The following is a 26,465-nucleotide window of genomic DNA, read 5'->3' as shown; positions in this document are numbered from 1 at the left end:
TCCTACTGTGTCTCTGCTGGTAGTTGTTCGTCATAGGTTGGTATGGGAGCCAAAGGAATGGCTTCGACTGCTGCCAGCTTCTGGCTCAACGTATAGGCTCCATAGTTTCGGCCTGTTGCCGTTCTATCGCTATGCTGGCTGTGTCCCGTGATGGCGTTTTGCACGTCCTCACGAACCTCAGCAGTCCGTAGCAGGGTGATAAAGGTATGTCGGAAGCTATGGAACGGCTGAATATCTTCCCGTGTGATCTTGAGCTTTTCACGTAAATGCCGCTGCCACCAGACTCCCAGCCGTACATGGTAGCTCTGCTTTTGGCCAGAGGGGTTCAAAAGGGGGAATAGGCGGCCATCGGCAGGTAACGAACGGAGATAGTCCAACAAGCCTAGCGTCAATAGATGGGGGTGTACCGGAATGTCACGGTTACTGCTGCGATTCTTCACGCTCTGGTCTCCCCGCAACTCCGCCACCCGGAAGAACCAGACGCCATCTTGTTGTATGACATCCGCCACATAGAGCTGACAAACTTCCTCGGCCCGGGCCCCCGTGTAGTAGAGCATCAACGGCACCCAGTAGTGGGCCTCACCGAATCGGGCATGTTGGGTACGTCTGGCGAACAACGGGGAACCGAACATGGTCGCCAGCTCGGTCGAGGTGTACGGACGTTCCGGTTCGGCCAGCGGGTTGATGACGCTTTCCGTGTACTTGGCCCCATGGGCCGGATTATGCTCCAGCAGGCCATCCTCCACCGCATTACCCAAGACTGCTGACAGGGCTCGGCCCAGTTTCTTGACGGTGGCAGCAGTCAGACGAGGCAAATTGTGCTCTTCTGCACAGGCGATCTGTTGGCGTAACGGCATGGCTGACACATGACGCTTAGGGCGAGCGGGGAGTTGTTCCATCAAGTTGCGGAATTCGGCAACGTCACGCTTTGTTATATCTTCGATGCCCTTATCGCCCATCAGCTCGATAAATCGCTCAACAGCCACCTGATACTCAAGGATACGGGTATCAGCTTTCTTTGGTTCCCGCCGTTTGATGGTGGCCTTGTAACGCTCAAACAGGGCAGATAGACGAGTCCCCCGTGGGCTGATTGTGGGGACGGTGATGTTGCCAGTCGGCACAAGGGGGATCTCTGGCTGGCCGATGCGTCTCTGCATGGCGTTAGTACGGGTATTCTGCTGGACGGCCACCGACAGCTGTAGGAATTTGCCCGCAAGAAGCCGAGCAAGAGCCTGATAGTTGGCCGAACCGACAAATAGGCAGAGGCCTGATGCCCGAAGTGCCTCGTCAGTGTAAGGCTTCATCCACGTGAGGAAACGGGCGAGCCTTGCGGCTTTGTCCTTGTCAGAGAGACCCGGTTGGCCTCTTTCCACATCAGCCAGTAAGGTTTGCAAGATATCTGCTGGCTCGATGGTAGAACCTGTATCTTGCAGGGGGATGAAACGAGCACGTACATCCGGTTCGTCAAGACGCTCAATCATCACGTTATACCAGCAGTCCGCCGCGTTGGAGAGGTCGAGGGGTTGCACCACCAGATCAATCTTGGCAGCCTCTAGTAGACGATAAAACTCATCCAGAACAGGCAGGGCAGCCCGGCGAGCTTCAGACTCGATCGTGGTGTTTAGGGATCGCTTGAGTTCACCCTTCTGTATAACAGGGCGGAGTGCTTTGGGGATGACAAGGCGGGCGTACCACTTGCCATAACGGTTCTGGATTAGGTTGCTCATAGACCTCATTTTGTACCACCTTTTTGTACCACCTCGGAAGTTCCGGGATGGAAGGGTTGATCACAAAATCGCTATGAAATCAGGAAGTTTTTGACCTATAACGAAAAACCCCCGCTCGAAAGCAGGGGTTTTCAATTTGGCGGTGAGGGAGGGATTCGAACCCTCGATACGTTGCCGTATACACACTTTCCAGGCGTGCTCCTTCAGCCACTCGGACACCTCACCAAATTTTGGTCTGTGGTTTAACGTGTTCAGCCAACACGGTGTTCGCTGCGCTGTTGCGCTGGAACGGGGCGTAATTTAGGGGAAAGCCCCGCCCGCGTCAACGGCTTTTTTCACCTGGCGAACCGTTCGAACACTTAATGCACAGATTCCGGTGCAACCTGAATTTCCGGCAGGTTGAGGAAGCCGGAACGTTCGCATTCGGCAACCAGTTCGTGGGTGGCGGCGATGGTGCTTTGCACGAACAGCAGGAACTGCTCGACGCTGAGTCCGGCCTTGGTAAAGACGGTGTGGCCGACCACCAGCCGCGGCAGGTTGTCATCGATGATATCGAGGAACACCTTGAGGGAGGGGTACTGCATATTGAGTCGGCCCAGTTCGGCAACCAGCGGCAGCATTGCGGAGGGGCGCACTTCCAGCTCGGAGGAGAACAGCAGGCCTTCCTCTTCCACGAAGATCCGGCTCTCCTGAATACCATCGACCGACTGCAAAGAGACAATGTGGATACCGTGACACTGGTCGCAGACATAGTGCTCGATACGAGCCTGTTGCAACCAACGCATTATCATTTCGGAGCTGGGGATATTCATCATTTCCACGACAAGATTGGGATCAAGGGGCGCAGTCTAAACCAATTTGCTATCAACAAAAAGCACGCCAACCCGATAACCCTGCGGCTCGCTTCTTTTTGGCAAGCGCTATGCATATACTCAGCCAAATCCACGATGACGCTTGCCCCACAGGGGGCCCCATGACTATCCAAGAAAAGTATCGCCTTCATCTGAAATCACTCTCGGATGAGCTGCTCACCCTGCAAAAACCCATCCGCATTCTGGATGCCATCAAATGGCCACGCCATCTGCAGGATCGCTTTCTGGCAAGCGGAGGCAGGGAGCTGCCCGCTATCGACAGGCACTTCTATGATGCCCTCCCCCTCGGCTTCGATCCGCGCAACAAGTATCTGGAGCTCAAGGAGCTGCGGGACCGGATCCGCAGAAAACTGGGGCCACAGGACGATCTTGGCCAGATCCTGCAAGAGACGGTCGATCAGTACATGGTGGTGATCGAGATGCTGCGCCAGCGGGGCCAACCCGATTTTCAGCGTTACAGCCAGCTGCTTTATGGCTCTGCCAGCGATCACCTGCGCGGGGATCGCAAGACTCTCAAGGAGCTGGGCGCCCGCCTGTGCGATATCTTCTCCCTACCCGGCGCCCGCCATCTGGTGCGCCCCTACCCCAAGGAGTTCGAAGGAGAGGCCGCGGTCGCCAAACTGCAGGGCAAGCTGTCGAGCTACTTCAGTGACGGCACAGTGCAGGTGAAGCTGAGCGATGGGATTGTCTCCGATGCCGCGGCCGGTGGCGACTACATCAAGCTCAACTCCCACGCCCGTTTCTCCGAGCTGGACTTGCAGGTGCTGGAAGTACACGAGGGGTGGGTCCATGTCGGCACCACCCTCAACGGTCGCCAGCAGCCTTACGCCACCTGGCTGAGCGCCGGTTCACCGCGGATCACCGCCTGTCAGGAGGGGCTGGCTGTCCTGATAGAGACCCTCACCTTCAGCTCTTTTCCGGATCGGGCCAAGCGTATCTCCGATCGGGTGATGGCCATCGACATGGCCGAGCACGGCGCCGATTTTATCGAGGTGTTTCAGCACTTCGTGCAGCAGGGCACCAGCGAGCACGACGCCTACAAGATCACCCAGCGGGTCTTTCGTGGTGGCATGGTGCGCGGCGGCTCCTGCTTTACCAAGGATCTCTCCTACGTGCGTGGCTATGTGGAGACGGTCAACTTTATCCGCAGCGCCGTGCTGGAAGGGGTGCCCGAGATCCTGCCGATGCTGTTTGTCGGCAAGGTGACACTGGATGACATTCCGGTGCTCTATCAGCACTATCTGGAGGGGCTGATCGCCGCCCCCCGCTATTTGCCGCCGATGTTTCGCGATCTCACCGGCCTCTATGTCTGGTTCGGTTTTGCCTCCGGCATGTCGCTGGTGGATATCGGCCGGGTACAGCACCATTTTCGCCAGCTGTTTCAACGCCTGCCGGTGGCCGACCCCATCATTGCGCCGGTGGATATCGAGATCGACTGAACCACAGCGATAGAAGTTGGGGAAAATAAAAAGGGCGCCAGATTGGCGCCCTGCTCGACGATTCAAATATCGCAGCCGAATTACTTGTAGGCCCGACCTTCGAGATAGTGTTTGCGACAGAGCGATACATAGCGATCGTTGCCGCCGATCTCCACCTGTTCGCCATCACGCATCACCTGCCCCGCTTCGTTGACCCGGGAGTTCATGTGAGCCTTGTTGCCACACCAGCAGATGCTCTTCAGCTCTTCAAACTTGTCGGCCAGACAGAGCAGATGGTAGGAGCCCGGGAACAGCTCGCCGCGAAAATCGGTCTTGAGGCCATAGGCCATCACCGGAATATCCTGCTCATCGACGATGCGGGCCAGCTGGTAGACCTGCTCACGGGTCAGGAACTGGGCCTCGTCCACGATGAAAACATCGATATGTTTCTTCGCATGGCGCGCTTTCACCATTTCAAACAGATCGCAGCTGTCGCTGAACACGTCCACCTTCAGTTCAAGGCCAACCCGGGCACTGATCACCCCGACCCCGAAACGGTCATCGATGGCTGGCGTCATCGCCAGAGGATGCATGCCCCGCTCCAGATAGTTGAAGTGCGCCTGAATGAGCTGGGTGGATTTGCCTGAATTCATGGTGGCAAATTTGTAGTGCAGTGAAGCCATGATACTGTTCCGAAACTGAATTTATGGGGCGCATGCTAACCAAAGCCCCTGACAAAACCAAGGGGCCCGCGGGCCCCTTGCTCTATAAATGTTACGCGGTGGCCAGCTCTGGCCGCGCTTTGGCCTTTTTCAGGTGATAGCTGGTAAAGAGCACGAACCAGAGGGCGCTGACACTGAAACCGGCCAGGCTGGAGTGCATCAAGCCCATCGCCAGGTAACCGATGGCCGCACCGAAGGCAATGGCCAGTGCATAAGGCAGCTGGGTCATCACGTGATCGATGTGATGGCAACCGGCACCGGTGGCAGAGAGGATGCTGGTGCTGGAGATGGGCGAGCTATGATCCCCGAACACCGAGCCAGCCAGTACCGCGGCCAGCATCGGCAACATCAGGCTGATGTCGCTGGCGGCAGCCATGTCGCCGGCTAGTGGCAGCATGATGCCGAAGGTTCCCCAGCTGGTACCGGTGGCAAACGCCATAGCACAGGAGAGGATAAAGACCACTGCGGGCAGCACTTCGATCGGCAGGTTGCCGTTAGCCAGCGAAGCCAGGTACTTGCCGGTCTCCACGTCACGCACCACGGCACCTATGGTCCAGGCAAACAGCAGGATGTTGATGGCTGGCAGCATGGCCATGACGCCCTGCGGAGCGGCCTTGATCCAGTTCTTGGCTCCCAGCTTCAGGCGCATCGCCAGACCGATGGAGACCACCAGACTGCACAGGGCACCGTAGACTAGCGAAGAGCCGACGTTGGTATTTTCGAACGAGCCGAGCACGCTGAAGGGCAGCCCTTTCTCGCTCAGCACCGCAGCACCGGAATCGATCATGAAATAGATGGTGGCCGCAGTCAGGGTCAGGATCGGCAGTACCATGTCGATCATGCCGCCGTTGCTCTCCTCCGGGCTCTCCATATCCATACCGATGGGGCGGCCCTTGGACTCATCCCACAGCTTGCCTTCCAGCGCCCACGCTTCGTGTTGACGCATCGGGCCGATATCCAGCTGACAGGCGATCACCACCAGCACCATGATCAGGGTGAAGACGGCGTAGAGGTTCATCGGGATCATCTCGACAAATGCCGCGATGGGGCTCTGCTCGGTCAGACCGTGGGCCGCCATGATGCCGCCAACCAGGGCGATGATATAAGCCCCCCAGGAGGAGATGGGCATCAGCACGCAGACCGGCGCCGCGGTGGAGTCCAGCAGATAGGCCAGTTTGGCACGGGAGATCTGGAAGCGGTCGGTCACCGGACGGCAGATGGCCCCCACCGACAGGCTGTGGAAGAAGTCATCGATAAAGAAGGCAAACACCATCATCCCAGTCAGGGCTTTGGCGCCCTTGCGGGTCTTGGCACGACGCTCGGCCCACTCGGCAAAGGCACGGGTCGCCCCGGAGACGCTCATCAGGCTGATGAGGCCGCCCAGCAGCAGCATAAACAGGATCATGTTGACATTGTCACGATTGAGCGCGCCATCGACCCAGAAGATCTTGAGCACGGTATTCAACATGTAATGCAGGGATTCGAGGGGTGAAAACTGATTGAGCAGCAAACTGCCGGTGACGATGCCCACACCAAGGGACAGCAGCACGCGGCGGGTCATGATCGCCAGCGCGACAGCCAACAGGGGGGGAAGAACGGACCAACCGGAGTCGGCGAAATGACTAATGTCCATGATCTCTTTGCACCTAAAGATTACAGGTGGAGATCTACCGAGAGGATCTAAAGAAACAAAACCTATGGGGAGGTCATACTCCTCAGCCCCTTCAGGTAGCGCTCCATAGTGGATGACTATGGCAGTCCTGCACCTATTAGATGCAGAACCAGCAGCCCGGTATGATGGCCTGGCCACTTCGGCGCTGACTCCTTTCCTTGTGCATCACAGGCATCACCCTCCGCACAAATACTCATAGGCAGCGCGCCTCTACTTAAAGGTATTCGCCGCACATTTTATCGAGATGGCAGCTTATAGCAAGTTTTTTGATTAAATAGTCACGATAAACATATCAAGGTTGAAAAATGGTAGTCAAATGATGCGACAACGCCTGTTTTGACGCTATTTTCACCTACTGCGGTTTCATTGGCATCCAATCACCAAGCCTATTGCTGGCCATATTAAATATCTGTATTGATGTTCCCCACGGATATAATATTTAACCCGGCTTGACTTATTTAAATCACCAAGCAAGAATCAGCTGGAACATAATATTTTTCTCTGACTCGACGTGGTAACTCCTATGAATGAATTTTTAAAGGTACTGCTTAATATCCGCAGTCTGCGTGCGACCTGCCGCGAACTTTCTCTGGAACAACTGGAAGAGGCACTGGAAAAACTCTCTGCGATCGTTGCTGAGCGTCAGCAGGATGAAGCTGCCGAGCGTCAGGCCCGGGAAGAGCATCTGCGGAAAATTAACGAATATAGCGAAATGCTGAAAGCCGCCGGTATTGACCCGGCAGAATTGGTAAGCGCTGTTGCTACCAACCCCGGCAAATCAGAAAAAGCCAAGCGGGCGCCACGTCCTGCCAAATATCGCTATCAGGATAATGGCGTAGAGAAAACCTGGACCGGCCAGGGCCGTATGCCTTCGGCTATTGCCAGCGCAGTGGCAGCAGGCAAATCACTGGAAGACTTTGCTATCTGATCTCAATCTCGTTGCTAATAAAAAACCTCGCCAAGGCGAGGTTTTTTATTGCCGCTTAAATGTGACATATCAGATAGCCGATTGCGGGCGATCTGCTGCCTTGACCCACAGCACTTCACGATCCCCTGCCACGCAGATGAGATAGCGGGCAACGGTAAAGAACCAGTCACTCATCCGGTTCAGATAGGGCAGCACCTCGGGATTGACCCGCTCTTCCCGGCTCAATGTCAGCAGCAAGCGCTCGCAATGACGCACCAGAGTACGCACCACATGTGCTTGCGCCGCGGCACGGGAACCACCGGGCAATATAAATTGGCGCAGCGGTGGCAATGGCTCACTATAACGATCTATCTGCTGTTCAAGGCGAGTTGTCCAAGCGGCATTAACCTGCCAAATCGATTCATTCTGGGCGTCACTGGAGAATGCCAACTCCCCCCCCAGATCAAACAACTCCTGTTGCAACAGCTGTAAATCAGCCAATAAGCAGAGCTCTTGCGACGGCACATCACAAATCAGCAAGCCAATATGGGAGTTGAGCTCATCGATATAACCGTAGGTCTCGACCCGCAAATGATCCTTTGGCAACTGGATACCATCGGCCAGCCGGGTCATGCCCTTGTCACCCTGCCTCGTATATATTCTCATACCGACATCCTGTTAATAATGGGAATAATCATGGATTCGAGTCCATTGAGTTTGATTTCATAAGCCAACGCCAGCGTCTGGCCCAATTTACCCGCCGGAAAACCGCTGCGCGCCATCCACACCAGATAGGGCTCTGGAATATCGATGATACGCCGCCCCTGATATTTACCGTAAGGCATCTTGTTGGTCAGGGTCAGCAGTACCTGTTCGTCGGATAGCCAATCCATATTAATCGATATCCAGATATTTATGAGTCTGGATTGAGAGTCGCCAGTTACGCGCGATACAGGTATCCATCGCCAATTGGGTGGCCCTTGGCTTCTGGCTGATCGGCTGCAAGGCAATGACCACATCAGGGCGCAGGGTAGCAGTAGCGAGCAGCGTATCCAGCTCTTCAATATGGTGCTCGGTGGCCACCGGATGCTTGATCTCGTTGGCCCGCTCCAGCGCCGAGACCAGCACAGGCAGCCCCCCTTTCATGCCAATTTTGGGGGAGACGGTCACCCAGGTCTGCTCATGGGTCTTGATCTCGCTGGTGCCACTGGTTTCAATCTGCACCTGATAACCCGCCGCCAGCAGGGCTGACGAGAGTTCGTGCAGATCGTAGAGGCAGGGTTCCCCACCGGTGATCACCACATGGCGCGCCTGATAACCCAGATCGCCAAAGCTCTTGATAATCTGCGCGGTGCTGAGTTGGCTCCAGCAATCGGATTCGTTGGAACGATCCAGCACCGCCGCCTTACCCACTTCACGAACCGGATCAACAACCCAGGTATGACGGGTATCGCACCAGGGGCAGCCCACCGGGCAACCCTGCAGGCGAACAAAGATGGCGGGCAGGCCGGTAAAGATGCCCTCCCCCTGGATGGTCTGGAAAATCTCGTTGATTGGGTAGTGCATCTCGATCACGGCTTGTTGCAAAAGGCGCGGATTATACCCCAAGCCACGGCAAGACGCAGGCTCACTCTGCGCTTTTCTCGCCCAGCCCGGTTTTCTCAAACAGTCTGGCCATGATGCCCGCCTTGTCGGCCAGATAGTTGTTCAGGCCGCGACGGCGCAGTTCACACGCAGGACACGTGCCGCAACCGTCACCGGCAATGCCGTTGTAGCAGGTCAGGGTCTGCTGGCGCACCGTGTCGAGGTGACCATAGTGATCCGCCAGAGCCCAAGTCTCGGCCTTGTCGAGCCACATCAAGGGAGTTTCAAAACGGATGCCGCGATCCAACCCCAGCGACACCGCCTGATTGAGGGCCTTGACGAACTCGTCACGGCAATCGGGATAGCCGGAGAAGTCGGTCTCGCAGACACCGGTGATCACCGCTTCGGCGCCCACCTGATAGGCATAGATGGAAGCCAGGGTCAGGAACAGGATATTACGACCCGGCACGAAGGTGTTGGGCAGGCCATTATCCTGCAGCTCGCAGCTGACAGGGATGTCGTCACGGGTCAGAGCAGAGACCGCCAGCTCATTGAGCAGCGTCACATCCATCACCTTGTGGGCGGCGATCCCCAGAGCACTGCCCAGACGACGCGCGGTGTCGATCTCTTCCCGATGGCGCTGGCCATAGTCAAAGGTGATGGCGTGCACTTCATCATACTGAGCCAATGCCTGTACCAGACAGGTGGTGCTGTCCTGACCGCCACTGAAAACCACGACTGCTTTTTTCATCTTGATAACTCCTTCAAATGTCACGCGCGGCGGCCTTCGGCAAAGTCCTGCCACTGGGTATTCAACCGGTTAAACAGGGTCAGCAAGGGCGCATAGTGCTCCGGCCTCCCCTCCCACCGGGACAAGAGGTGATAGCCCGCCTCTATGGTAGAGAGGGCATCGGGAAAGGGTTTCTTGCGAATGGCATATTGACCGGCAATGGCACCAATGCCGATGCGGGGCAAGCGGGCCAGTGCCGGGTTGCTCTGCAACATGCGATAGGCTTTGCGCCAGGTGCCGTCAAGCAAGATAAAGGCGACGGATGCGCAGCCAGAGGATTCACTCTCCCACTGCTGGCGAAGATCGGTCAGCGAAATGGCATCCTCATCCGGCCAGAGCAAATAATAACGACGGGATTGGTCAGCCAGCAGCACATTGAGCCACTCATCGCGGGAAAAGTCCTCCCCCACATGGATCTCGCACTGTTGCAAAGAGGCCGCCAGCAGCGCCGCAGTCCCCTTGGGATGTGCCACCTCGTTGGGGTGCTGCAAGATGTAGAGGGGCGTGTGATTGTCAACCGGCACAATATAATCGCACAGGCAGGCTTTGAGGGCTCGGGTGCAACGTGTACAGTATCGACTGTTCTTGTCGTTGGACTGTTTCATGTTGTCAGACAAATCTGGATTGCTCTGGGTTATCACGCTCTCTCTCACCAGCTTGCTACTCTTCTTTACCGTTCCCAATCTTCAGCTCTCCTTCGATCGGCCCTTGATCGCCGGGGGCGAAGGGTGGCGGATCATAACAGGCAATCTGGCTCATACCAATCTGTGGCACCTGCTGCTCAATCTGGGCGGCCTCGCCATCCTCTATAGCCTGTTTCGCGACTATCTGGGTGGGGCTCGCCTGCCGCTGCTGATGTTGCTGCTCTGGCTGGCAGTGGGCTTGGGGATCTGGTGGTGGTGCCCGCAGACCCAATGGTACATGGGGCTATCCGGCTCGCTGCATGGCCTGTTTGTCTGGGGGGCAATGCAGGATATTCGTCACGGACGCCGCACATCGGGCTGGCTGCTGCTAGCGGGGATGGGGCTCAAGCTGGTGATGGACTTCTACAACGCAGGAGAGAGTCCGATCTCCACCCTGATCAATGCCAGGGTACACATCGGCTCTCATCTTATCGGGGCCGGTGCAGGCCTGTTACTCGGCCTGCACCGCGTATCACTGAGTGAGCCTGTTACGCACCAGCCAGCTCGGCATTGATGCTGGCCAGCATGGTGGCCGGATCGGCAGCCTGCGTAATGGGGCGACCGATAACCAGATAATCGGACCCCGCCTCGACCGCCGCTTTCGGTGTCATCACCCGACGCTGATCCCCGGCCGCTGAACCGGTCGGGCGAATACCCGGGGTCACCAGCTTGAAATCTTCGCCCAGCAAGGCTTTAAGCTCATGGGCCTCGTTGGCAGAGCAGACCACCCCATCCAAGCCGGATGCCTTGGTCAAGGTAGCCAGCCGGATCACCTGCTCGGCAGGGCTCACATCCAGACCAAGAGGGATCATGTCGGACTGCTCCATGCTGGTCAGCACGGTCACTCCGATCAACAATGGCGCCTTGTCGCCATAAGGCAGCAGCGCCTCTTTGGCGGCACGCATCATCCGCTCACCACCACTGGCATGCACGTTGACCATCCAGACACCGAGCTCGGCACTGGCTGCCACGGCTTTGGCAACAGTATTGGGAATATCGTGAAATTTCAGATCCAGAAAGACATCGAATCCCTTGGCCACCAGCTGGCGTACAAACTGCGGGCCAAACAGGGTAAACATCTCCTTGCCTACCTTGAGACGGCACTGGGCCGGAGAGATACGTTCAACGAACGCTAAGGCATCTGCCTCGTGCTGATAATCCAGCGCTACCAGTACTTTGGGATCTTGCATCTCACATCCTATTGCTTGTTATTCACCGTCCAGACCGCGGATCGGCTTGATGGAACCCCACTGGCGACAAGACGGGCACTGCCAGAACAACGAGTGAGTGGCAAAGCCGCACTGCCGACACTTGTGGGTTGACTTGATTTTTATCTGCTCGCCGACCAGCTGTTGCAGAAGCTCGAGGCTCTCCTTGGCAGGCCCCTCCTCCGCACTGGCCAGTTGAAAACCCACCAACTGGTAAAAACCTTTCATCGAGGGATGACGACGCAGCTGACGCAGCACCAGCGAACGGGCCTGACTCAGGCCATCACGCTCTTCAACCAGCTTGGCAAGGGCCAGGGTCACGCTGACACCGGCGTGATCTTCCACTGCCTTCTCAAGCAGCGGGATCAACGCAGGCGTGCGCCCCAACTGCTGATAGCACTCGAGCAATTTGGGCATCGCCTCGGAGGCAAAGTCGATATCCTGCTCGAACACCCGCAGCAGCTCCTTGCTGGCCTGCTCATACTCTCCATCTGTCATGGCGAGCTCAGCGAGGCGCAAACTGGCCCGGGCACATGCCGGATTGATACTGAGCGCCCGTTTGAGCTTGGCCAGCCCCTCCCCTTTATTGCCCTCACGCAGCGCGATCTCGGCTTGCTCGCAATAGAAATGGGAGATGGAGTCGGCCAGCTTCTTGCCCTGGAATTTTTGCAGACGAACCGCCACATCGATGGCCTTATCCCAGTCCCGCAACTGCTGATGGATGATCAACAGCTGTGCCAGCGCCGTCTCTTCATAGTCGCTGTCATCACACAGCTCATTCCAGAGCGCTTCCGCTCGGTCCAGCAGACCAGCAGCCAAAAAGTCGCGCGCAAGCTCCTGCAGGGCAAGCTGTCGCTGCTCCCGGGTCAGTTGGCGGGTTACCAGGTTCTGGTGGATCTTGATGGCACGATCGACCTCCCCACGCTGGCGAAACAGGTTGCCGAGGGAGAGGTGTGTTTCGATGGTTTCACTGTCCACCTCAAGCAGTTGGATAAAGAGATCCACCGCCTTGTCGGATTCATCGGACAGCAAATAGTTGAGGCCCGCCACATACTGGCGGGAAAACTGGTTACTCTGTTTTTGGGTGTCCTGGCGAACACTCCTGCGGCCCATGTACCAACCATAACCGGCGGCGATGGGCAACAGCAGGAAAAGCAGTTCAAGCATTGAGGAACATTATTCCTTACCCGGTGACCGGGCCAGCTCCAACTCGCGGGATTGACGACGCATAGTGCGGTTGAGGGTGCGGTTTTGCATTTTCAGACGCAGGAACAGCAGGCCGAATACCAGCCAGCCCAGCAAAAAACCGCCAGCGAAGAAGAAGCCCAACAGCATGGCAAGCGAAAACTCACCCTGAGCGATCAGGTAATTGAACTGAACCAGCTGGCCATTTTGTGAGCCCAGCGCCAGGGTCAGAACAAACACCAGCACCAGCGGAATGAGGGCCAAAATACGCTTCATAAGAGCTCCCTGTCAGTATCTAATGAGAGGCTGATTATCCTTAAAATCGCAGGCAGACTCTAGAGTGAATGGGAAAAGAGTTTAAGAAACAAGACGATTGGCACAGGAATCGGTGCCAAAAAGAAAAAAGGCATACCCGAGGTATGCCCATTTCTGCATTATTCAATGATGTTGACGCGCTCGCGCAACTCTTTACCTGGTTTGAAGTGCGGGACATATTTCCCGGTCAGTTCAACCTTGTCCCCAGTCTTGGGGTTGCGGCCCACACGGGGCGCACGATAGTGCAGTGAAAAACTGCCAAATCCGCGGATTTCAATCCGGTCGCCGTTTTGCAAGGTCGACGCCATCTGCTCAAGGATCTCCTTGATGGCGGCTTCGACATCCTTGGCCGGCATATGCATGCGGCTGGCTGCCAGTTGTTCGATGAGATCTGATTTGGTCATAACGTTAAATCTCCTTCCCCGATCACATGCAATATTCATTTTGCCAGGATAAAAAAGGGCGGCGCAATGCCGCCCTTTTCTTGCATCAAGGATTACTCACCCTTGGCGGCTTTGAACGCTTCCATCATAGCATTGCTGAACACAACTTCTTCTTGTTGGTTCAGGTTATCGATAGCAACACGCTCATCAGCCTCGTCCTTAGCACGGACAGACAGGCTTACGGTGCGGTTCTTACGATCAACGCCCATGAATTTAGCTTCAACTTCGTCACCAACAGACAGCACCAGAGTGGCGTCTTCTACGCGGTCACGAGCAGCGTCGGAGGCACGCAGGTAGCCTTCTACGCCATCAGCCAGTTCGATAACGGCACCTTTGGCATCAACCTCAGTAACCTTACCCTTCACGATAGCACCTTTCTTGTTGTCAGCCAGGTACTTGTTGAACGGGTCTTCTTCGATCTGCTTGACACCCAGGGAGATGCGCTCACGCTCCGGATCCACTTGCAGAACAACGGCTTCGATCTCGTCGCCTTTCTTGAATTCACGCACGGCTTCTTCGCCCTGGTTGTTCCAGGAGATGTCAGACAGGTGAACCAGGCCGTCGATGCCGCCATCCAGACCGATGAAGATACCGAAGTCAGTGATGGACTTGATCTTGCCGGAAACACGGTCGCCTTTGGCGTGAGTTTCGGCAAACAGCTGCCACGGGTTGGATTTGCACTGCTTCAGACCCAGGGAGATACGACGACGCTCTTCGTCGATGTCCAGAACCATCACGTCAACCACGTCGCCAACGTTAACAACTTTGGACGGGTGGATGTTCTTGTTGGTCCAATCCATCTCGGATACGTGTACCAGGCCTTCAACGCCTTCTTCGATTTCAACGAAGCAGCCGTAGTCGGTCAGGTTGGTCACGCGGCCAGACAGACGGGTGGTCTCCGGGTAACGCTTGGCGATAGCAACCCAGGGATCTTCGCCCAGCTGCTTCAGACCCAGGGATACACGGGTACGCTCGCGGTCGAACTTCAGAACCTTGACAGCGATCTCGTCGCCAACGTTGACGATTTCGGAAGGATGCTTAACGCGCTTCCACGCCATGTCGGTGATGTGCAGCAGGCCGTCAACACCGCCCAGATCTACGAATGCACCGTAGTCGGTCAGGTTCTTGACGATACCCTTAACTTCTTGACCTTCTTGCAGGTTAGCCAGCAGGCTTTCGCGCTCGGAGGTGTTCTCGGTCTCGATCACGGCACGACGGGAAACAACAACGTTGTTGCGCTTCTGGTCCAGCTTGATGACTTTGAACTCGAGTTCTTTGTTTTCCAGGTGAGCGGTGTCACGGATCGGACGCACGTCAACCAGAGAACCCGGCAGGAAGGCACGGATGCCATTCAGTTCAACGGTGAAACCACCCTTGACCTTGCCGTTGATGATACCGATAACGGTAGCTTGCTCTTCGTAAGCCTTCTCAAGCTGCAGCCAGGCTTCGTGGCGCTTGGCTTTTTCGCGGGACAGCTTGGTTTCGCCGAAACCATCTTCGATAGAGTCCAGAGCCACGTCAACGGTGTCGCCGACGTTGATTTCCAGCTCGCCCATGGCGTTCTTGAATTCTTCAGCCGGGATAGCGGACTCGGATTTCAGACCGGCGTCAACCAGTACGAAACCGTTCTCGATAGCAACGACAGTACCCTTGACGATGGAACCTTGACGGGTTTCAACGGCGTTCAGGGACTCTTCAAAGAGTTGAGCAAAAGATTCGATCATTGTTTATGTCACAAATGAAACATCCACTTGCAATCCGGCACAAGCGGGGCTGTTTTAAATAATCTGCGCCATCCTTGGTGCAGACGACCGGATGTCAGCTTGCGCTGGCATCACCAAGTTGTTGCTCTGCATAGGCGAGTACTGTTGCCAGCACTTCATCTATGGTCATGGCGGTAGAGTCTACCACCAGAGCATCTTCTGCCGGTTTCAGGGGTGCAGTAGCGCGATTTCTGTCGCGATCGTCACGTTCCCGAATCTCGGTTAAAAGACGCTCAAAGTTAACATCAAAGCCCTTATCTTGCAACTGCTTATAGCGACGCTGGGCCCGCTCTTCGGCACTGGCGTCGAGGAAAATCTTCACCTCGGCCTCAGGGAAAACCACGGTCCCCATGTCACGACCATCGGCAATCAGACCCGGGGCCTGACGAAATGCACGCTGACGGCGCAGCAAGGCTTCGCGCACCCGGGGGAAGGCAGCGATTTTACTGGCAGCATTACCCACTTCTTCGGTGCGGATGGTGCGGGAGACATCTTCCCCTTCCAGGATCACCTTGACCAAATCGCCTTCTACCTGAAATTGCACATCCAGATTGGCAGCCAGAGGCACCAGTGAGGCTTCATTGTCCAGCTCTACATCGTGATGCAGGGCGGCCAGGGACAACACCCGATAGATGGCGCCCGAGTCCAGCAAGTGCCAACCCAGCTTCTCAGCAAGCAGCTGACACAAGGTGCCTTTACCTGCACCACTGGGGCCATCAATTGTCATTACGGGGGCCATCTGAGGCATAACTTCTCTCCTGCACTGTGTTGCTCCCATCCCGAAGGGGTGGGTTAATGGGCGCCGATTATACCCGAATGTGGTGAGCCTGGCAGTCATCAATCCGCACAAAGGGCCAAAACCCCGCCGGACAGCTGTGCTTGTATCTCATTTGGAGATTTCATTAAGCAATGCAGGGACTTGTTCTTATGGTCGTTCCTGACAAGGCGCGCTAAACTGGCCCCCTTTTTTGAGCCGTTAGTAGTAAGGAGCAACCTATGAGCAGCGTTACCCTCGTGGCCAAATCCAAATTGCCAACCCCTTGGGGCACCTTCACGCTGGTAGGTTTTCAGGAAACCGGCACAGGCAAAGACCACGCCGCACTGGTGATGGGCGACATTACCGGTGACGAGCCCGTGCTGGGCCGGATCCACTCAGAGTGCCTGACTGGCGACGCCCTGTTCAGCCTGCGTTGTGACTGCGGTTTCCAGTTGCAGGCGGCCATGGAAAATATCGCCAAAGCCGGTCGTGGCGTGTTGCTGTATGTGCGTCAAGAGGGCCGTGGCATCGGCTTGCTCAACAAGATCCGCGCCTATCACCTGCAGGATCAGGGGGCCGATACCGTGGAGGCCAACGTGGCCCTTGGTTTCGCCGCCGACATGCGCGATTACACCATCTGCGCCGACATGCTCAAGCAGCTTGAAGTCAAGTCTCTCAAACTGATGACCAACAACCCGCGCAAGATGAAAGCGATGGAATCCTTCGGTATTCCGGTGGCCGAACGGGTTCCGTTGCAGGAAGGACGCAATCCCCACAACGAGTTCTATCTGTCGACCAAGGCCAACAAGCTGGATCATATGCTGAAGAAGTGAGCCAGCATTGACGAATGTCAGATAGTCAAACGCCTCCCATTGGGAGGCGTTTTTCTTGGGATGACCACACATCAACCCAAGCTATCTAAGTGGCACGGTCAAATTGGCCAGCAGAGCTTCAAGCTCATCGCCAGTGCGGGCAGCACAGTATTGTTCGACCCGCTCGCGGGTCAATTGCGGCGCGAGACGTTCAATCAGATCGTAGAGATAGCCGCATAAAAATGCCCCTCTGCGCAACCCGATAGCGGCCACACCGCCTGGTAGCCAGGGCGCCATTTTGAGCACCAGATCGCCATCGCGCTGGGGCTCCCAGGCAAAAGTTGCCATCACCCCGATGCCCATCCCTTGTCTGACATAGGTCTTGAGCACATCGCTGTCGCTCGCACAGCAGGCGATCCGGCTCTCGGCATGAGCGCAATCAGTGCCATGAGCGGCAGAGAGCGCCCTTCCATCGGTCACCAATGCAAACTCCACCAGCTCGGCCGAGGTCAGCGATGTTGCTTTGGCCAACGGATGATCCTTGGGTAGCACCAAGCCCCGTTGCCACTGAAAAGAGGGGAGCATGAGCAGATCGCTCCCCTCCTCCGGTTCATCCGCCAGCAGCAGATCGGCCGCGCCATCATGCACGGCTGCGCGGCACTGCGCAGCACTCCCTTGCATCACAGTTACGGCAACTTTGGGAAAGCGGGCCATGAAACCCTTGAGGATGGCGGGCAGAATATAACGGGCTTGCAGATGAGTGGAGGCAATGGTGAGGGTTCCCTGCTCCGGATGCACATGCTGCCTGGCCATGACCTTGATGGTGGCGACCTTGTCCAGCACCTCCGCGGCCACTTTGATCACATCACGACCTATGGGGGTGATTTGGGTCAAGTGTTTGCCGCTGCGCTCGAAGATCTGGATCCCCAGCTCATCCTCCAGCATCCGCACCTGTTTGCTGATCCCGGGCTGGGAGGTAAAGAGGCTCTCGGCGGTGGCCGACAGATTCAGCCTGTGGTTGGCCACCTCGACGATATAGCGCAATTGCTGCAATTTCATGGTGTAGCCCTCAAGCGAACCCACCGTTAATAGTAACAAACTTTCAGCAATGGCCCGCCACCATCAGGCTGGGCGATCCTTAAGTAGAAAATCGCGCAAGGCACGGTTGGCCATGGAGAGCGGATCGCCACGCCGCCACGCCACGCAGAGATCGAGATAGATGGGCGGGTCGAAGGGCACGCCACTCAGATCCGGCTCCTCTTCCAGCACCATCCGCAAGAAGGTTGTCACCGCAAAGCCTTGCCGCACCACCGCCTTGAGCAGAGGGATAAGATTGCTCTCGAAGGCGATATCGGGTTCAACGCCCAGGCTCTGGGCCAGCGCCTCCATATGCTCCCGGTGATAAAAGCCACGGCGAAACAGCGCCAGCTCCTGAGCGAAAAACTGCGAGAGGGTGACGGCCGATGTGCCACGCAAGGGGTGATCGTCCCCCACCACCATCAACATCTCTTCGCTCAGCAGATGTGCCCCCTCAATGGCGGGGGGGAGATCACTGGTGATGAGAATGGCCAGATCGAGGGAGCCATCCACCATCCGGCTGAGCAGCTCACGGGTGCCGGCCTCTTCGACCCGGATCTTGAGGCCGGGATAGCGATGCTTGAAGGCCATCAGACGAGGGGGGAAATAGTAGGAGCCCATCATGTAGGGGATCCCGATCCGCACTTCCCCCCGCTCCAGCCCCTTGAGCTCGGCCATCTCGGCCTCGGCCTGATGCATCTGCAACAACAAGCGCTCGGCATGGCGACAGAGCACCTCTCCCTCCGGCGTCAGCCGTACCGCCCGATCCTGTCGATCAAACAGGCGCAATTCGAGCTGCTGCTCCAGCTTGGCGATGGCCATGCTGATGGCCGGTTGTGCCACATGCAGACTGTTGGCTGCCTTGGTAAATGAGCCGGCATCCCTGACCGCCAGCAGATAGGTGAGCTGTTTCAGATCCATGTATCAATTCATCTTATGAGATAGATAACTTAAATATATTATATTTATAACCGCAAGGGCTCTACCCTGACCAAAAGTAGTCAGGACAATACGCAATGATTGAAGTTGGAAGTCGCGAGTGGATACGTGCAACCCTGGCCCTCAGCCTGGGCTCTTTTCTGGTGTTTCTGAATCTCTACCAGACCCATCCCCTGTTACCCCTGATCGCCGAGGTCTTCTCGGTCAACTCCCTCTCGGCCAGCTGGACCCTGGCAGGATGCACTGCTGGCCTCGCCGCCTCCCTGCTGATCTGCGCCAGACTGGCGGATCGCCATGGCCGTCGGCAAGTCATGCTGGGTACCCTCACCCTGGCGATCCTGCTCTCACTGTTAATCCCGCTGGTTGAGCAGTTTGGCACCCTGCTGCTACTACGCATCCTGCAGGGCGCGCTGCTGGCAGGACTGCCCGCGACCGCGATTGCCTATATGGGGGAAGAGTTCAGCAAACGGGCGCTCCTCTCTGCGGTGGGTGTCTATATTGCCGCCAACTCCCTCGGTGGCATTGCCGGTCGGGTGGTCGGCGGCCTGTTGGCGGGCTGGTTTGGCGACTGGCAGCATACCTTTCTGGGGATTGGTGTGATCAGCCTGTCACTGCTGCCGCTGGTCTTCTGGCTGCTGCCCCATCAGACCCGCTTTGTGGCGAGCGCCCCCGTTCGCGGCCAATTTGCCCGCGCCTTGCAACAACACCTGACCAATCCCTTGCTGGTAGGGGCTTACCTTATCGGCGGGCTCAACTTTATGGTGTTTCTGAACCAGTTCAGTTATCTCACCTTCCTGCTGGCCAAGCCCCCATTCTCCCTGCCCACCCAGTGGCTCGGCATGCTGTTTCTCACCTATCTCTCGGGGACGGTGGCCTCCTCTCTGAGCGGCCGATTTGCCAATCGCTGGGGGGCACAACGCATGCTGCTGGTCGGGATTGCGCTGATGGCTATCGGCAATCTGTGGCTGCTGCAGGGCAGTCTGCTCGGGATCCTGAGCGGCTTGCTGGTCTCCAGCTTCGGTTTTTTCCTGGCACACGCCTGCGCCAGTGCCTGGGTGGGTCATCATGTCGAACACAACCGGGCCCTCGCCTCCTCCCTCTATCTGGTGGCCTACTATCTGGGAGCCAGTCTGGGTGGGCTTTACCTGCACCCCTTCTGGGAGCAAGGCGAGCTGGGCGGTCTGGTCATGGGTATTGAACTGGTCCTTATCCTGACGGCAGGCTTGAGCCTCTGGCTCGGCCGTCTCAAGCAGCGAAGCCAATCGTCACTGCCCGCCCAGCCCCCCCACCGACACCGGTAACAGGCTCAGCGCAAACAGGGTCACCAACGAGCAGATGGCGCTCTCGCAACCCAGCACCGCCAGATAACAAAAGGGGTCACACCGGTGACCCCTTTTGCTGCGTTATTCAAGAGCCTGTCAGGCCCGCACATTGAGCGCAGGATCACTCCTGATCGAAATAATCCGCAGGCACCGCGACCACAGCACCGGTCACCACCTCTTCGGCGATCACCTCAGCCAGCGAGCGCAGATGAAACTTGATCTGTCCGGAAGGCAACATCAGGCCAATATCGGGGTTGCGGATATCCTGCATGTTGCCCGTTTTGAATGGCAGCTCGGGATAGCACGCTACCAGATCTTGCAGTGAAGCGACCACCAGCTCGATATGTTCCAGCCCCGCCTGATGGACGCGACCCGGTTTCGGTGCAGCCAGCTCGATACAGGGTACCTGTACCTCACCAGCCAACAGCGGCTGATGCAACTGATAAGTCGCAATAGGGCGCCCGCCAATCATACCCTCCACCAGCAAGGAGCCCGCCTCAGCCAGCACAGCACATAGCGCGCGGTACTCCTGCAGGGTAGCCGCCCGATAACAGAGGTGATCGACCGTTGGCCGGGAAATTGTGACGCCAGTGGCGGCCAGTTCTGCCAACAGCTGAGAAACAAATGGGGCCATTGGCCCCAGTGTGGAATCGAGTGGGTGGGACATGCTTACCATTTCTTCTTGGGTTGAAACAGGACATCGAGCTCGTCGGCTTCCTTGTCCTTGATGTTTTGCAGATCCTGCGCGCTATTTTGCTGCTGCAGCTCTTCAAGCTCCTTGAGCCCCTGACGCATATCTTCTTCACGGGCCAGCAGATAGGGATCCTTGTCGCCCACGCTCGCCATGGCCGACAGACCCTTGGTATAGAGCTGGCGGCAAGTACCATATTGGCCCTGAATGCGGGCATCCATCGCCCGCTTGACCAGATTGGAGATGTTGATCTTGAGCTGCATCAGCTCGAGGCGGCGCTCTTCCTGGGCAAATCCCTGAGGGTCAATCTTGCCCTTGTTGTGCTCGACTCGCAGCACGGCCCGCATCTTCTTGACCAGCTGCAGCATCTGGATCGCCTGACGATCGGACTCCGGGGTCTTGAACTGCCCCTCATCCTGCACGCTGTAGTTCTCCTGCACATTCTTGATCTGGGTCTGTACATCAACGATGCGTTGCTTGATCTGATTGTTGGGCATCACCTGGGCGATGGCGCGATAGGCATCGAGGATCCGGTGCTGCAACAGCAACACCATGTTCTTGGAGAAAGGCACCAGATTGACGTTCAGCAACACCTCTTCGGTCTCGTCAGCCACCGTCTTGTGTCTGGCAACGGCGTGACGCTTGTCCGCCTCTGCCTTCTGCTTATATTGCTGCACCACGTTATAGGCGATAACCAAAAACAGGAGTGCGCCAATAGACAGCAATACCAAAGTTAAAATCATAGGATGTCCAAACCCCTGTTCCTATCCAATTGCGTGATCCTACAACAGCTTACCCACTTAAGGTAGCCTGCAGATCCCCCCTTGCCCACGATTTGTCACCAAGCTGTGCCCCCGGTCTCAGGGAGAGATTGCAGGATCAGGGGATGATGACCATGACGGTCACCTCCCCATAGTATCGCCCATCAGCGCCATTACTTGAGGTTAAAGCCCCGCGATTGCAGGAATCCCAGCATAAAAGGACGGGACTCCTTGCCCAGAATGGCGCGGATCTGGCCGCTCCAGGTCTGCTGTTTGTTGTTGCTGCTGCGAGCCTGATAGTAGTCCGCGATTTGCTGATCGTACCGGGCCAGCAGGTCGCGATCCAACTCGTGCTGGTAGCGCTCCTGATGCACCACCAATCCCCTAGGCAGACGGGGTTTCTGTTCCGGCTGCTGGGCAGGATGACCAAGGCAGAGGCCAAACAGCGGGATCACCTGATGGGGCAAGCCGAGCAGTTCGCTCACCTCGGCCGGATGGTTGCGAATGCCGCCGATATAGACCCCGCCCAGCCCCAGCGACTGCGCCGCCAGCAAGGCGTTTTGAGCCATCAGGGCGCCGTCGATGGCACCGATCAGCAGCTGCTCCGCATAGCCGGTCTGGGCATCTGGCACTATCTGGCTGTGGCGGTGGTAATCGGCGCAAAACACCAGAAACTCTGCCGCTTGTTCAACATAGGGTTGATTGCCCGCCAGTTGTGCCAGCTGCTTGCGCGCTTCAGGCCCGGTCACCCGAATGATGCTGGTCACCTGCAGAAAACTTGAGGTCGATGCCGACTGGGCGGCGGCGAGAATGGCATCCAGCTGCTGCGGGGCGATCGGCTCGGCAGTGAACTGACGAATGGAGCGATGGGAAAGGATAAGATCGATGGTCTGATTCATGGCACCTCCAAAATGAGGTAACACCATAGCGAAAAAAACGAGGGAGCCCAAGGCTCCCTCGCACACCCAGCTTAAGGGACAGGATAGACGTAAGGGGCTTGCAACCCGAGCGGGAAGCCGAGCGCCCAGTAGAGCAGCAGGAAAATCGTCCAGCTCACCAGGAAGGCCAGCGAGTAGGGCAGCATCATGGAGACCAGAGTACCGATCCCGGTGCTCTTCACATACTGCTGGCAATAGACCACCACCAGCGGGAAGAAGACCATCAGCGGGGTGATGATGTTGGAGGCGGAATCCCCTACCCGATAGGCCGCCTGGGTCAGCTCGGGGGAGATCCCCACCGCCATCAGCATGGGTACCAGGATCGGGCTGATCAGCGCCCACTTGGCCGAAGCCGACCCCACCACCAGATTGACGCTGGCGGTGAGCAGGATCATCCCGACGATAGTCACCTCACCGGGCAGCGCCAGCGCATGGAGCACTTCGGCACCGGAGAGGGCCAGCAGGGTGCCCAGATTGGAGTCACCAAACGCCTTGATAAAGAGCGCGCAGAAGAAGGCCATCACCATGTAGGAGCCCATCTTGTTCATGGTGGCCGACATGGCATCGATCACATCCTTGCCACTCTTGAAGCTGCCTGCGACAAAGCCGTAGACAATCCCGGGCAGGATAAAGAGCAGGAAAATGAGCGGCACTATGGACTTCATCACCGGTGCGGCGAAGGTGGTCAGGGAGCCATCGGCAGCACGCAGCGGTGAATCGCTCGGGGAGAGCGCCAGCGCCAGCAGCACGATGGCCGCCAGCATGGCAAACGCGGCCCAGTTGAAGGCCCGGCTCTCTTGCGCGCTGTAGCGCCCCATCTCGTCGGCACTCTCCAGATCCTCGTTGAGCGCCACATGCTTGAGGCGCGGCTCCACCACCTTTTCGGTGACGAACCAGCCGACGCAGATGATCAGCAACGAAGAGGCACCGGTAAAGATGATGTTGCACAGGGTGTTGACCATGTAGTCAGGATCGAGCAACTGAGCGGCGGACTGGGTAAAACCCTGCAGCAGCGCATCCCCGCCGGAGGGCAGGAAGTTGGCGGCAAAACCGCCGGAGACACCGGCAAAGGCAGCTGCGATCCCCGCCAGCGGATGGCGTCCGGCAGCGTGGAAGATGATGCCACCGATGGGGATCACCAGCACATAGCCCGCATCTGCGGCGGTGTGGCTGACGATCGCCACCAGGATCAGCATGGGAGTGAGAAAACGGGCAGGCGTCACTTTCAGTAACTTTTTCAGACCGGTATTGATAAAACCGGACTGCTCGGCCACCCCGACCCCGAGCATGGCCACCAGCACGATCCCCAGCGGGGCAAAGCCGGTGAAAGTGGTCACCATGGTGGAGAGAAACTCGGCCAGACCGGCACCGGTCAGCAGGTTGTTGACCACTACCGCCTCCCCGGTACGGGGGTTGACCAGATCAAACTGGAATTGTGACAACACCCAGGAGCCGACCCAGACGATCAGCAAGGCGTAGAGGAACAGCATGGCGGGGTCGGGTAATTTGTTCCCGGCTTTCTCGACGCCATTGAGGAAACGGTTCAGCCAACCTTTGGGAGGGCTGGCCGGACGGTCATTGACAGCAGCATGACTCATTATTGCGATACTCCTTTCCCTAGAAACGAGGTCGCATGCTAGCAATTCCAGCCAATCCGTCTCATGACCGATCGCAAAAGAATGATTAATTTTGATTAAATATTGCGGAATAAAATCCCAAGTTGTGGCTTAACGCACACTTGTTACTCTGCCATCACGGCATCTAGCAGTGGATAACGCCCAACCTGGCACTCCACCACAAAACCGCTCGCCTCGACTTGTGCCACTGTCAGCGGCTTGCTGAACAGATATCCCTGAAACACATGGCACCCCTGGGTCTGCAGTGCGGCCAGCTCGTGAGGCTCCTCCACCCCTTCCGCCATGATCCCCAACCCCAGATTGGTGGCCATGGCCGCAGTCGCCCGGATCACCGGCAAGTTGAGGCCGACCACGAAGGAGCGATCCAGCTTGATGTTGTTGATCGGCAACCGGTTGAGATAGGCCAGCGAGGAGTAGCCGGTACCGAAATCATCGATGGCAATCTTGATCCCCTGCTCGCTCAAATCATCGAGAATGCCGAGGCACCCCTTCATATCGAGCATCAGCACGGTTTCGGTCAGCTCCAGCGTCAACAGGGAGGCATCCACCCCGTGCAGCTCCAGCTGCTGGCGAACTTGCCCGGGCAACGCCGACGAGAGCTGGAAACCGGAGAGGTTGACGGAGACCGGCACCCGCTGATGGAAGCGCTTCTGCCAGCTGGCTACCTGTGCCAGCGCGGTGGAGAGCACCCAGCTGCCGATCTCGCGGATCAGCCCCATCTCTTCGGCCAGCGGGATAAATTCCACCGGCGAGACATGGCCGAGCACCGGGTTGTACCAGCGCAGCAGTGCCTCGTAACCGATCAGACGCCGTTTGGCGGCATCGACCTGCGGCTGGTAACAGAGGCTCAGCTCCTGACGGCCGATGGCCTTGGCCAGAAACTGTTTGAGATTGAGCTTGCGCTGCAGGGTCTGCTGCATGCTGGGGGTGAAACGCTGCCAGCGCAGCCGCCCCATCTGCTTGGCCTGATACATGGCCATATCGGCACGGGTGATAAGGTTGTCCCCGTCATCCGCATCATCGGGATAGATGGCGATACCGATACTGCCACCGATGGTCACCTCCGGCAGCCCGCTCAGTTGCAGCGGCTTGGTCATCTGGGAGAGCATCTGATCGGCCACCTCTTGCGCCCGATCCCCCTGATTGCCCAGCGGCACCAGTGCGGTGAATTCATCGCCACCGAGGCGAGCCAGCTCCACATCCCGCGGGCAAATCTGTTTGAGGCGACCGGCGACCCGCTCCAGCAGGCGATCTCCCGCCTTGTGGCCGTAGTTGTCGTTGACCAGCTTGAAGTTGTCCAGATCCATGAACACCAGCGCGAAACGCTCCCCCAGCCCGCAATAGGCCTCAAGGGATTTCATCAAGCCATACCGATTGAGCAGGCCGGTCAGGGAGTCGTGCCAGGCGAGGTGGCGATGCTCCAGCTCTTCGAGTTTGCGATCGGTAATATCCCGCATGGTGAGCAGAATGCGGGCCCCCTGCTGGATATAGCGGAACTGATACTGGAACCAGCGCATCCCCTTGAGGGTACGGCACTCCCCCTCGGTCACCACTTCATCGAGACGGGAGAGCTTCTGGTAGAAGCTGTCATCATTGCCGGAGAAAACCTGGGAGAGCTTGGCGATCTGGTGGCCGAAACACATTTCGAAGTGATAGTTGCCACTCTCGAACACACCATGGCTATCGAACAGGCAGGCAAGGGTATCGCCGGTTGCCAGCGAGGACTCCTGATAGAGGGTATCGGAGTCGAGCACCGCTTCGGTCATCATCATCAGCCGGCCAGCCAGCTGAATACCGGAGAGGCGTAGATAGATCTGCTTCTTGACCCCCTTTGGGGAGAGGGTCCACCACTCGTTGTAACTGCGCCCCTGCTGAAAATCACCCAGATAGCGCTGCAGCAGCAGATCGATGGCGGTTGCCATATCGGCAGAGAAGTCGCGGGAGCAGAGTTCGTCGAGAGACGTCGCCTCCCACACGGAGAGCGCGGCGCTGTTTGCCCAGAAAATATGGTGATGCTCGATGTCATAAACCCAGATCGGGGTATGCAGAACATCCATCGTCTTCAGTAACCGTTCGTCAAGCGTATTCATCTGGTCAAGGTCATTCATGCTGGATGGTCACTGGTTAACCGGAAAACAGATCTGGCAAACCGCTAGCTGCAGAATGCAAGGTGCAAATACCTCTCGGCCATTATCCCTTTTCACATAGCCAAGAGCGGACAAAACTATTTCAGATATCAACA

Annotated in this window: 27 protein-coding genes, 1 tRNA gene and 1 riboswitch; of the genes, 5 read left to right on the top strand and 23 right to left on the bottom strand. The window is 57.2% G+C overall.

Translation table 11 applies throughout. The features are described 5' to 3' along the window. Positions 1-2: 2 nt before the first annotated feature. From ACB040_RS05680 to ACB040_RS05670, 3 genes are all read right to left on the bottom strand, one after another. Positions 3-1,727: a DUF6538 domain-containing protein gene (locus ACB040_RS05680; protein WP_371153504.1), complete on the bottom strand. Its 1,725-nt coding sequence runs from the start codon at positions 1,725-1,727 to the stop codon at positions 3-5. 137 nt (positions 1,728-1,864) lie between these two features. Continuing rightward, positions 1,865-1,952, bottom strand: a tRNA-Ser gene (locus ACB040_RS05675). 134 nt (positions 1,953-2,086) lie between these two features. Then, a complete protein-coding gene (locus ACB040_RS05670) occupies positions 2,087-2,542 on the bottom strand; it encodes a YbjN domain-containing protein (protein ID WP_005337119.1) in 456 nt (151 codons plus the stop codon). A 158-nt stretch (positions 2,543-2,700) separates the two neighbouring features. Here ACB040_RS05670 and ACB040_RS05665 point away from each other — a divergent pair, with 158 nt between their 5' ends. Next, complete coding sequence (locus tag ACB040_RS05665; RefSeq protein ID WP_338771306.1) at positions 2,701-4,038, top strand: flavohemoglobin expression-modulating QEGLA motif protein; 1,338 nt, start codon at positions 2,701-2,703, stop codon at positions 4,036-4,038. A gap of 80 nt (positions 4,039-4,118) precedes the next feature. Here the strand turns inward: ACB040_RS05665 and ACB040_RS05660 are convergent, their stop codons facing one another. Together ACB040_RS05660 and ACB040_RS05655 are read right to left on the bottom strand one after the other, a co-directional pair. Then, positions 4,119-4,700, bottom strand: a complete 582-nt coding sequence (locus tag ACB040_RS05660) for a thymidine kinase (protein ID WP_005351181.1) — start codon at positions 4,698-4,700, stop codon at positions 4,119-4,121. A gap of 91 nt (positions 4,701-4,791) precedes the next feature. After that, positions 4,792-6,372, bottom strand: a complete 1,581-nt coding sequence (locus ACB040_RS05655; protein WP_338771309.1) for a Na+/H+ antiporter NhaC family protein — start codon at positions 6,370-6,372, stop codon at positions 4,792-4,794. An 88-nt stretch (positions 6,373-6,460) separates the two neighbouring features. Next, a riboswitch (Lysine riboswitch) is annotated at positions 6,461-6,632 on the bottom strand. Positions 6,633-6,934: 302 nt separating this feature from the next. Here ACB040_RS05655 and ACB040_RS05650 point away from each other — a divergent pair. Next, positions 6,935-7,339 carry an H-NS family nucleoid-associated regulatory protein gene (locus tag ACB040_RS05650; RefSeq protein WP_005337123.1) on the top strand — a complete coding sequence of 135 codons (405 nt, stop codon included), beginning with the start codon at positions 6,935-6,937 and terminating at the stop codon, positions 7,337-7,339. 69 nt (positions 7,340-7,408) lie between these two features. Here ACB040_RS05650 and ACB040_RS05645 read toward each other — a convergent pair whose 3' ends face one another. The 5 genes from ACB040_RS05645 to ACB040_RS05625 all read right to left on the bottom strand — a co-directional run bounded on the left by ACB040_RS05645 (position 7,409) and on the right by ACB040_RS05625 (position 10,297). Continuing rightward, positions 7,409-7,984, bottom strand: coding sequence for a cob(I)yrinic acid a,c-diamide adenosyltransferase (locus ACB040_RS05645; RefSeq protein ID WP_026034843.1), 576 nt, complete (start codon positions 7,982-7,984; stop codon positions 7,409-7,411). Next, positions 7,981-8,211 carry a DUF3820 family protein gene (locus tag ACB040_RS05640; protein ID WP_005337126.1) on the bottom strand — a complete coding sequence of 77 codons (231 nt, stop codon included), beginning with the start codon at positions 8,209-8,211 and terminating at the stop codon, positions 7,981-7,983. The genes ACB040_RS05645 and ACB040_RS05640 overlap by 4 nt, the downstream gene beginning before the upstream one ends. 1 nt (position 8,212) lies before the next feature. Continuing rightward, complete coding sequence (queE, locus tag ACB040_RS05635; protein WP_204479532.1) at positions 8,213-8,884, bottom strand: 7-carboxy-7-deazaguanine synthase QueE; 672 nt, start codon at positions 8,882-8,884, stop codon at positions 8,213-8,215. 61 nt (positions 8,885-8,945) lie between these two features. After that, positions 8,946-9,653: a 7-cyano-7-deazaguanine synthase QueC gene (gene queC / locus ACB040_RS05630; protein ID WP_113740692.1), complete on the bottom strand. Its 708-nt coding sequence runs from the start codon at positions 9,651-9,653 to the stop codon at positions 8,946-8,948. A 20-nt stretch (positions 9,654-9,673) separates the two neighbouring features. Beyond that, the gene (locus tag ACB040_RS05625) at positions 9,674-10,297 is read right to left on the bottom strand and encodes a tRNA-uridine aminocarboxypropyltransferase (RefSeq protein WP_338771320.1); all 624 of its coding nucleotides are present in this window, start codon (positions 10,295-10,297) and stop codon (positions 9,674-9,676) included. Here ACB040_RS05625 and rrtA point away from each other — a divergent pair. Beyond that, the gene (rrtA, locus tag ACB040_RS05620) at positions 10,296-10,889 is read left to right on the top strand and encodes a rhombosortase (RefSeq protein WP_162838995.1); all 594 of its coding nucleotides are present in this window, start codon (positions 10,296-10,298) and stop codon (positions 10,887-10,889) included. The two genes, ACB040_RS05625 and rrtA, sit on opposite strands and share 2 nt — an antisense overlap. Here rrtA and pyrF read toward each other — a convergent pair. From pyrF to cmk, 6 genes are all read right to left on the bottom strand, one after another. After that, positions 10,864-11,565 carry an orotidine-5'-phosphate decarboxylase gene (pyrF, locus tag ACB040_RS05615; RefSeq protein WP_338771323.1) on the bottom strand — a complete coding sequence of 234 codons (702 nt, stop codon included), beginning with the start codon at positions 11,563-11,565 and terminating at the stop codon, positions 10,864-10,866. The two genes, rrtA and pyrF, sit on opposite strands and share 26 nt — an antisense overlap. A gap of 18 nt (positions 11,566-11,583) precedes the next feature. After that, on the bottom strand, positions 11,584-12,750 hold the full coding sequence (gene lapB, locus ACB040_RS05610) for a lipopolysaccharide assembly protein LapB (RefSeq protein ID WP_338771325.1): 1,167 nt from the start codon (positions 12,748-12,750) through the stop codon (positions 11,584-11,586). A gap of 9 nt (positions 12,751-12,759) precedes the next feature. Further along, the gene (locus ACB040_RS05605) at positions 12,760-13,044 is read right to left on the bottom strand and encodes a LapA family protein (RefSeq protein ID WP_005337143.1); all 285 of its coding nucleotides are present in this window, start codon (positions 13,042-13,044) and stop codon (positions 12,760-12,762) included. Between the two features lie 158 nt (positions 13,045-13,202). Continuing rightward, the gene (ihfB, locus tag ACB040_RS05600) at positions 13,203-13,487 is read right to left on the bottom strand and encodes an integration host factor subunit beta (protein ID WP_005299934.1); all 285 of its coding nucleotides are present in this window, start codon (positions 13,485-13,487) and stop codon (positions 13,203-13,205) included. Positions 13,488-13,579: 92 nt separating this feature from the next. Beyond that, a complete protein-coding gene (gene rpsA / locus ACB040_RS05595) occupies positions 13,580-15,250 on the bottom strand; it encodes a 30S ribosomal protein S1 (RefSeq protein ID WP_005337148.1) in 1,671 nt (556 codons plus the stop codon). Positions 15,251-15,344: 94 nt separating this feature from the next. After that, complete coding sequence (cmk, locus tag ACB040_RS05590) at positions 15,345-16,037, bottom strand: (d)CMP kinase (RefSeq protein WP_120414083.1); 693 nt, start codon at positions 16,035-16,037, stop codon at positions 15,345-15,347. 248 nt (positions 16,038-16,285) lie between these two features. Here cmk and ribA point away from each other — a divergent pair, with 248 nt between their 5' ends. Beyond that, the gene (gene ribA / locus ACB040_RS05585; RefSeq protein WP_005351157.1) at positions 16,286-16,879 is read left to right on the top strand and encodes a GTP cyclohydrolase II; all 594 of its coding nucleotides are present in this window, start codon (positions 16,286-16,288) and stop codon (positions 16,877-16,879) included. Positions 16,880-16,960: 81 nt separating this feature from the next. Here ribA and ACB040_RS05580 read toward each other — a convergent pair whose 3' ends face one another. Together ACB040_RS05580 and ACB040_RS05575 are read right to left on the bottom strand one after the other, a co-directional pair. Continuing rightward, complete coding sequence (locus ACB040_RS05580) at positions 16,961-17,917, bottom strand: LysR substrate-binding domain-containing protein (RefSeq protein ID WP_371153513.1); 957 nt, start codon at positions 17,915-17,917, stop codon at positions 16,961-16,963. A 63-nt stretch (positions 17,918-17,980) separates the two neighbouring features. After that, positions 17,981-18,856, bottom strand: coding sequence for a LysR substrate-binding domain-containing protein (locus ACB040_RS05575; protein WP_338771333.1), 876 nt, complete (start codon positions 18,854-18,856; stop codon positions 17,981-17,983). 95 nt (positions 18,857-18,951) lie between these two features. On the opposite strand from ACB040_RS05575, the gene ACB040_RS05570 reads away from it, so the two are divergent. After that, complete coding sequence (locus ACB040_RS05570; protein WP_338771335.1) at positions 18,952-20,175, top strand: MFS transporter; 1,224 nt, start codon at positions 18,952-18,954, stop codon at positions 20,173-20,175. A gap of 142 nt (positions 20,176-20,317) precedes the next feature. Here the strand turns inward: ACB040_RS05570 and ACB040_RS05565 are convergent, their stop codons facing one another. From ACB040_RS05565 to ACB040_RS05545, 5 genes are all read right to left on the bottom strand, one after another. After that, entirely contained in the window at positions 20,318-20,872 is a 555-nt protein-coding gene (locus tag ACB040_RS05565) for a VOC family protein (protein ID WP_236272064.1), read from the bottom strand. After that, positions 20,866-21,630 (bottom strand): hypothetical protein, encoded by a 765-nt coding sequence (locus tag ACB040_RS05560; protein WP_005337161.1) that lies wholly within the window; start codon positions 21,628-21,630, stop codon positions 20,866-20,868. Before ACB040_RS05560 ends, ACB040_RS05565 begins: the two co-directional genes overlap by 7 nt. A 191-nt stretch (positions 21,631-21,821) precedes the next feature. After that, positions 21,822-22,547 (bottom strand): oxygen-insensitive NADPH nitroreductase, encoded by a 726-nt coding sequence (nfsA, locus tag ACB040_RS05555; RefSeq protein WP_338771338.1) that lies wholly within the window; start codon positions 22,545-22,547, stop codon positions 21,822-21,824. A gap of 71 nt (positions 22,548-22,618) precedes the next feature. Beyond that, a complete protein-coding gene (locus ACB040_RS05550; protein WP_338771340.1) occupies positions 22,619-24,184 on the bottom strand; it encodes an AbgT family transporter in 1,566 nt (521 codons plus the stop codon). A 143-nt stretch (positions 24,185-24,327) separates the two neighbouring features. After that, entirely contained in the window at positions 24,328-26,280 is a 1,953-nt protein-coding gene (locus ACB040_RS05545) for a bifunctional diguanylate cyclase/phosphodiesterase (RefSeq protein WP_013723827.1), read from the bottom strand. Positions 26,281-26,465 lie beyond the last annotated feature (185 nt).

The organism is Aeromonas sp. S11(2024) (assembly GCF_041402345.1).
Lineage (GTDB): Bacteria > Pseudomonadota > Gammaproteobacteria > Enterobacterales > Aeromonadaceae > Aeromonas > Aeromonas veronii.
The sequence above is the reverse complement of the archived record's forward strand: the minus strand, read 5'-3'. Positions and strand labels throughout refer to the sequence as shown.

Bases quoted from the DNA above. Each gene is read 5' to 3' on its own strand.
- ACB040_RS05680 (WP_371153504.1), bottom strand. From the start codon at position 1,727: ATGAGCAACCTAATCCAGAACCGTTATGGCAAGTGGTACGCCCGCCTT.
- ACB040_RS05670 (WP_005337119.1), bottom strand. From the start codon at position 2,542: ATGATGAATATCCCCAGCTCCGAAATGATAATGCGTTGGTTGCAACAG.
- ACB040_RS05665 (WP_338771306.1), top strand. From the start codon at position 2,701: ATGACTATCCAAGAAAAGTATCGCCTTCATCTGAAATCACTCTCGGAT.
- ACB040_RS05660 (WP_005351181.1), bottom strand. From the start codon at position 4,700: ATGGCTTCACTGCACTACAAATTTGCCACCATGAATTCAGGCAAATCC.
- ACB040_RS05655 (WP_338771309.1), bottom strand. From the start codon at position 6,372: ATGGACATTAGTCATTTCGCCGACTCCGGTTGGTCCGTTCTTCCCCCC.
- ACB040_RS05650 (WP_005337123.1), top strand. From the start codon at position 6,935: ATGAATGAATTTTTAAAGGTACTGCTTAATATCCGCAGTCTGCGTGCG.
- ACB040_RS05645 (WP_026034843.1), bottom strand. From the start codon at position 7,984: ATGAGAATATATACGAGGCAGGGTGACAAGGGCATGACCCGGCTGGCC.
- ACB040_RS05640 (WP_005337126.1), bottom strand. From the start codon at position 8,211: ATGGATTGGCTATCCGACGAACAGGTACTGCTGACCCTGACCAACAAG.
- queE (WP_204479532.1), bottom strand. From the start codon at position 8,884: ATGCACTACCCAATCAACGAGATTTTCCAGACCATCCAGGGGGAGGGC.
- queC (WP_113740692.1), bottom strand. From the start codon at position 9,653: ATGAAAAAAGCAGTCGTGGTTTTCAGTGGCGGTCAGGACAGCACCACC.
- rrtA (WP_162838995.1), top strand. From the start codon at position 10,296: ATGTTGTCAGACAAATCTGGATTGCTCTGGGTTATCACGCTCTCTCTC.
- ACB040_RS05625 (WP_338771320.1), bottom strand. From the start codon at position 10,297: ATGAAACAGTCCAACGACAAGAACAGTCGATACTGTACACGTTGCACC.
- pyrF (WP_338771323.1), bottom strand. From the start codon at position 11,565: ATGCAAGATCCCAAAGTACTGGTAGCGCTGGATTATCAGCACGAGGCA.
- lapB (WP_338771325.1), bottom strand. From the start codon at position 12,750: ATGCTTGAACTGCTTTTCCTGCTGTTGCCCATCGCCGCCGGTTATGGT.
- ACB040_RS05605 (WP_005337143.1), bottom strand. From the start codon at position 13,044: ATGAAGCGTATTTTGGCCCTCATTCCGCTGGTGCTGGTGTTTGTTCTG.
- ihfB (WP_005299934.1), bottom strand. From the start codon at position 13,487: ATGACCAAATCAGATCTCATCGAACAACTGGCAGCCAGCCGCATGCAT.
- rpsA (WP_005337148.1), bottom strand. From the start codon at position 15,250: ATGATCGAATCTTTTGCTCAACTCTTTGAAGAGTCCCTGAACGCCGTT.
- cmk (WP_120414083.1), bottom strand. From the start codon at position 16,037: ATGCCTCAGATGGCCCCCGTAATGACAATTGATGGCCCCAGTGGTGCA.
- ribA (WP_005351157.1), top strand. From the start codon at position 16,286: ATGAGCAGCGTTACCCTCGTGGCCAAATCCAAATTGCCAACCCCTTGG.
- ACB040_RS05580 (WP_371153513.1), bottom strand. From the start codon at position 17,917: ATGAAATTGCAGCAATTGCGCTATATCGTCGAGGTGGCCAACCACAGG.
- ACB040_RS05575 (WP_338771333.1), bottom strand. From the start codon at position 18,856: ATGGATCTGAAACAGCTCACCTATCTGCTGGCGGTCAGGGATGCCGGC.
- ACB040_RS05570 (WP_338771335.1), top strand. From the start codon at position 18,952: ATGATTGAAGTTGGAAGTCGCGAGTGGATACGTGCAACCCTGGCCCTC.
- ACB040_RS05565 (WP_236272064.1), bottom strand. From the start codon at position 20,872: ATGGTAAGCATGTCCCACCCACTCGATTCCACACTGGGGCCAATGGCC.
- ACB040_RS05560 (WP_005337161.1), bottom strand. From the start codon at position 21,630: ATGATTTTAACTTTGGTATTGCTGTCTATTGGCGCACTCCTGTTTTTG.
- nfsA (WP_338771338.1), bottom strand. From the start codon at position 22,547: ATGAATCAGACCATCGATCTTATCCTTTCCCATCGCTCCATTCGTCAG.
- ACB040_RS05550 (WP_338771340.1), bottom strand. From the start codon at position 24,184: ATGAGTCATGCTGCTGTCAATGACCGTCCGGCCAGCCCTCCCAAAGGT.
- ACB040_RS05545 (WP_013723827.1), bottom strand. From the start codon at position 26,280: ATGGATGTTCTGCATACCCCGATCTGGGTTTATGACATCGAGCATCAC.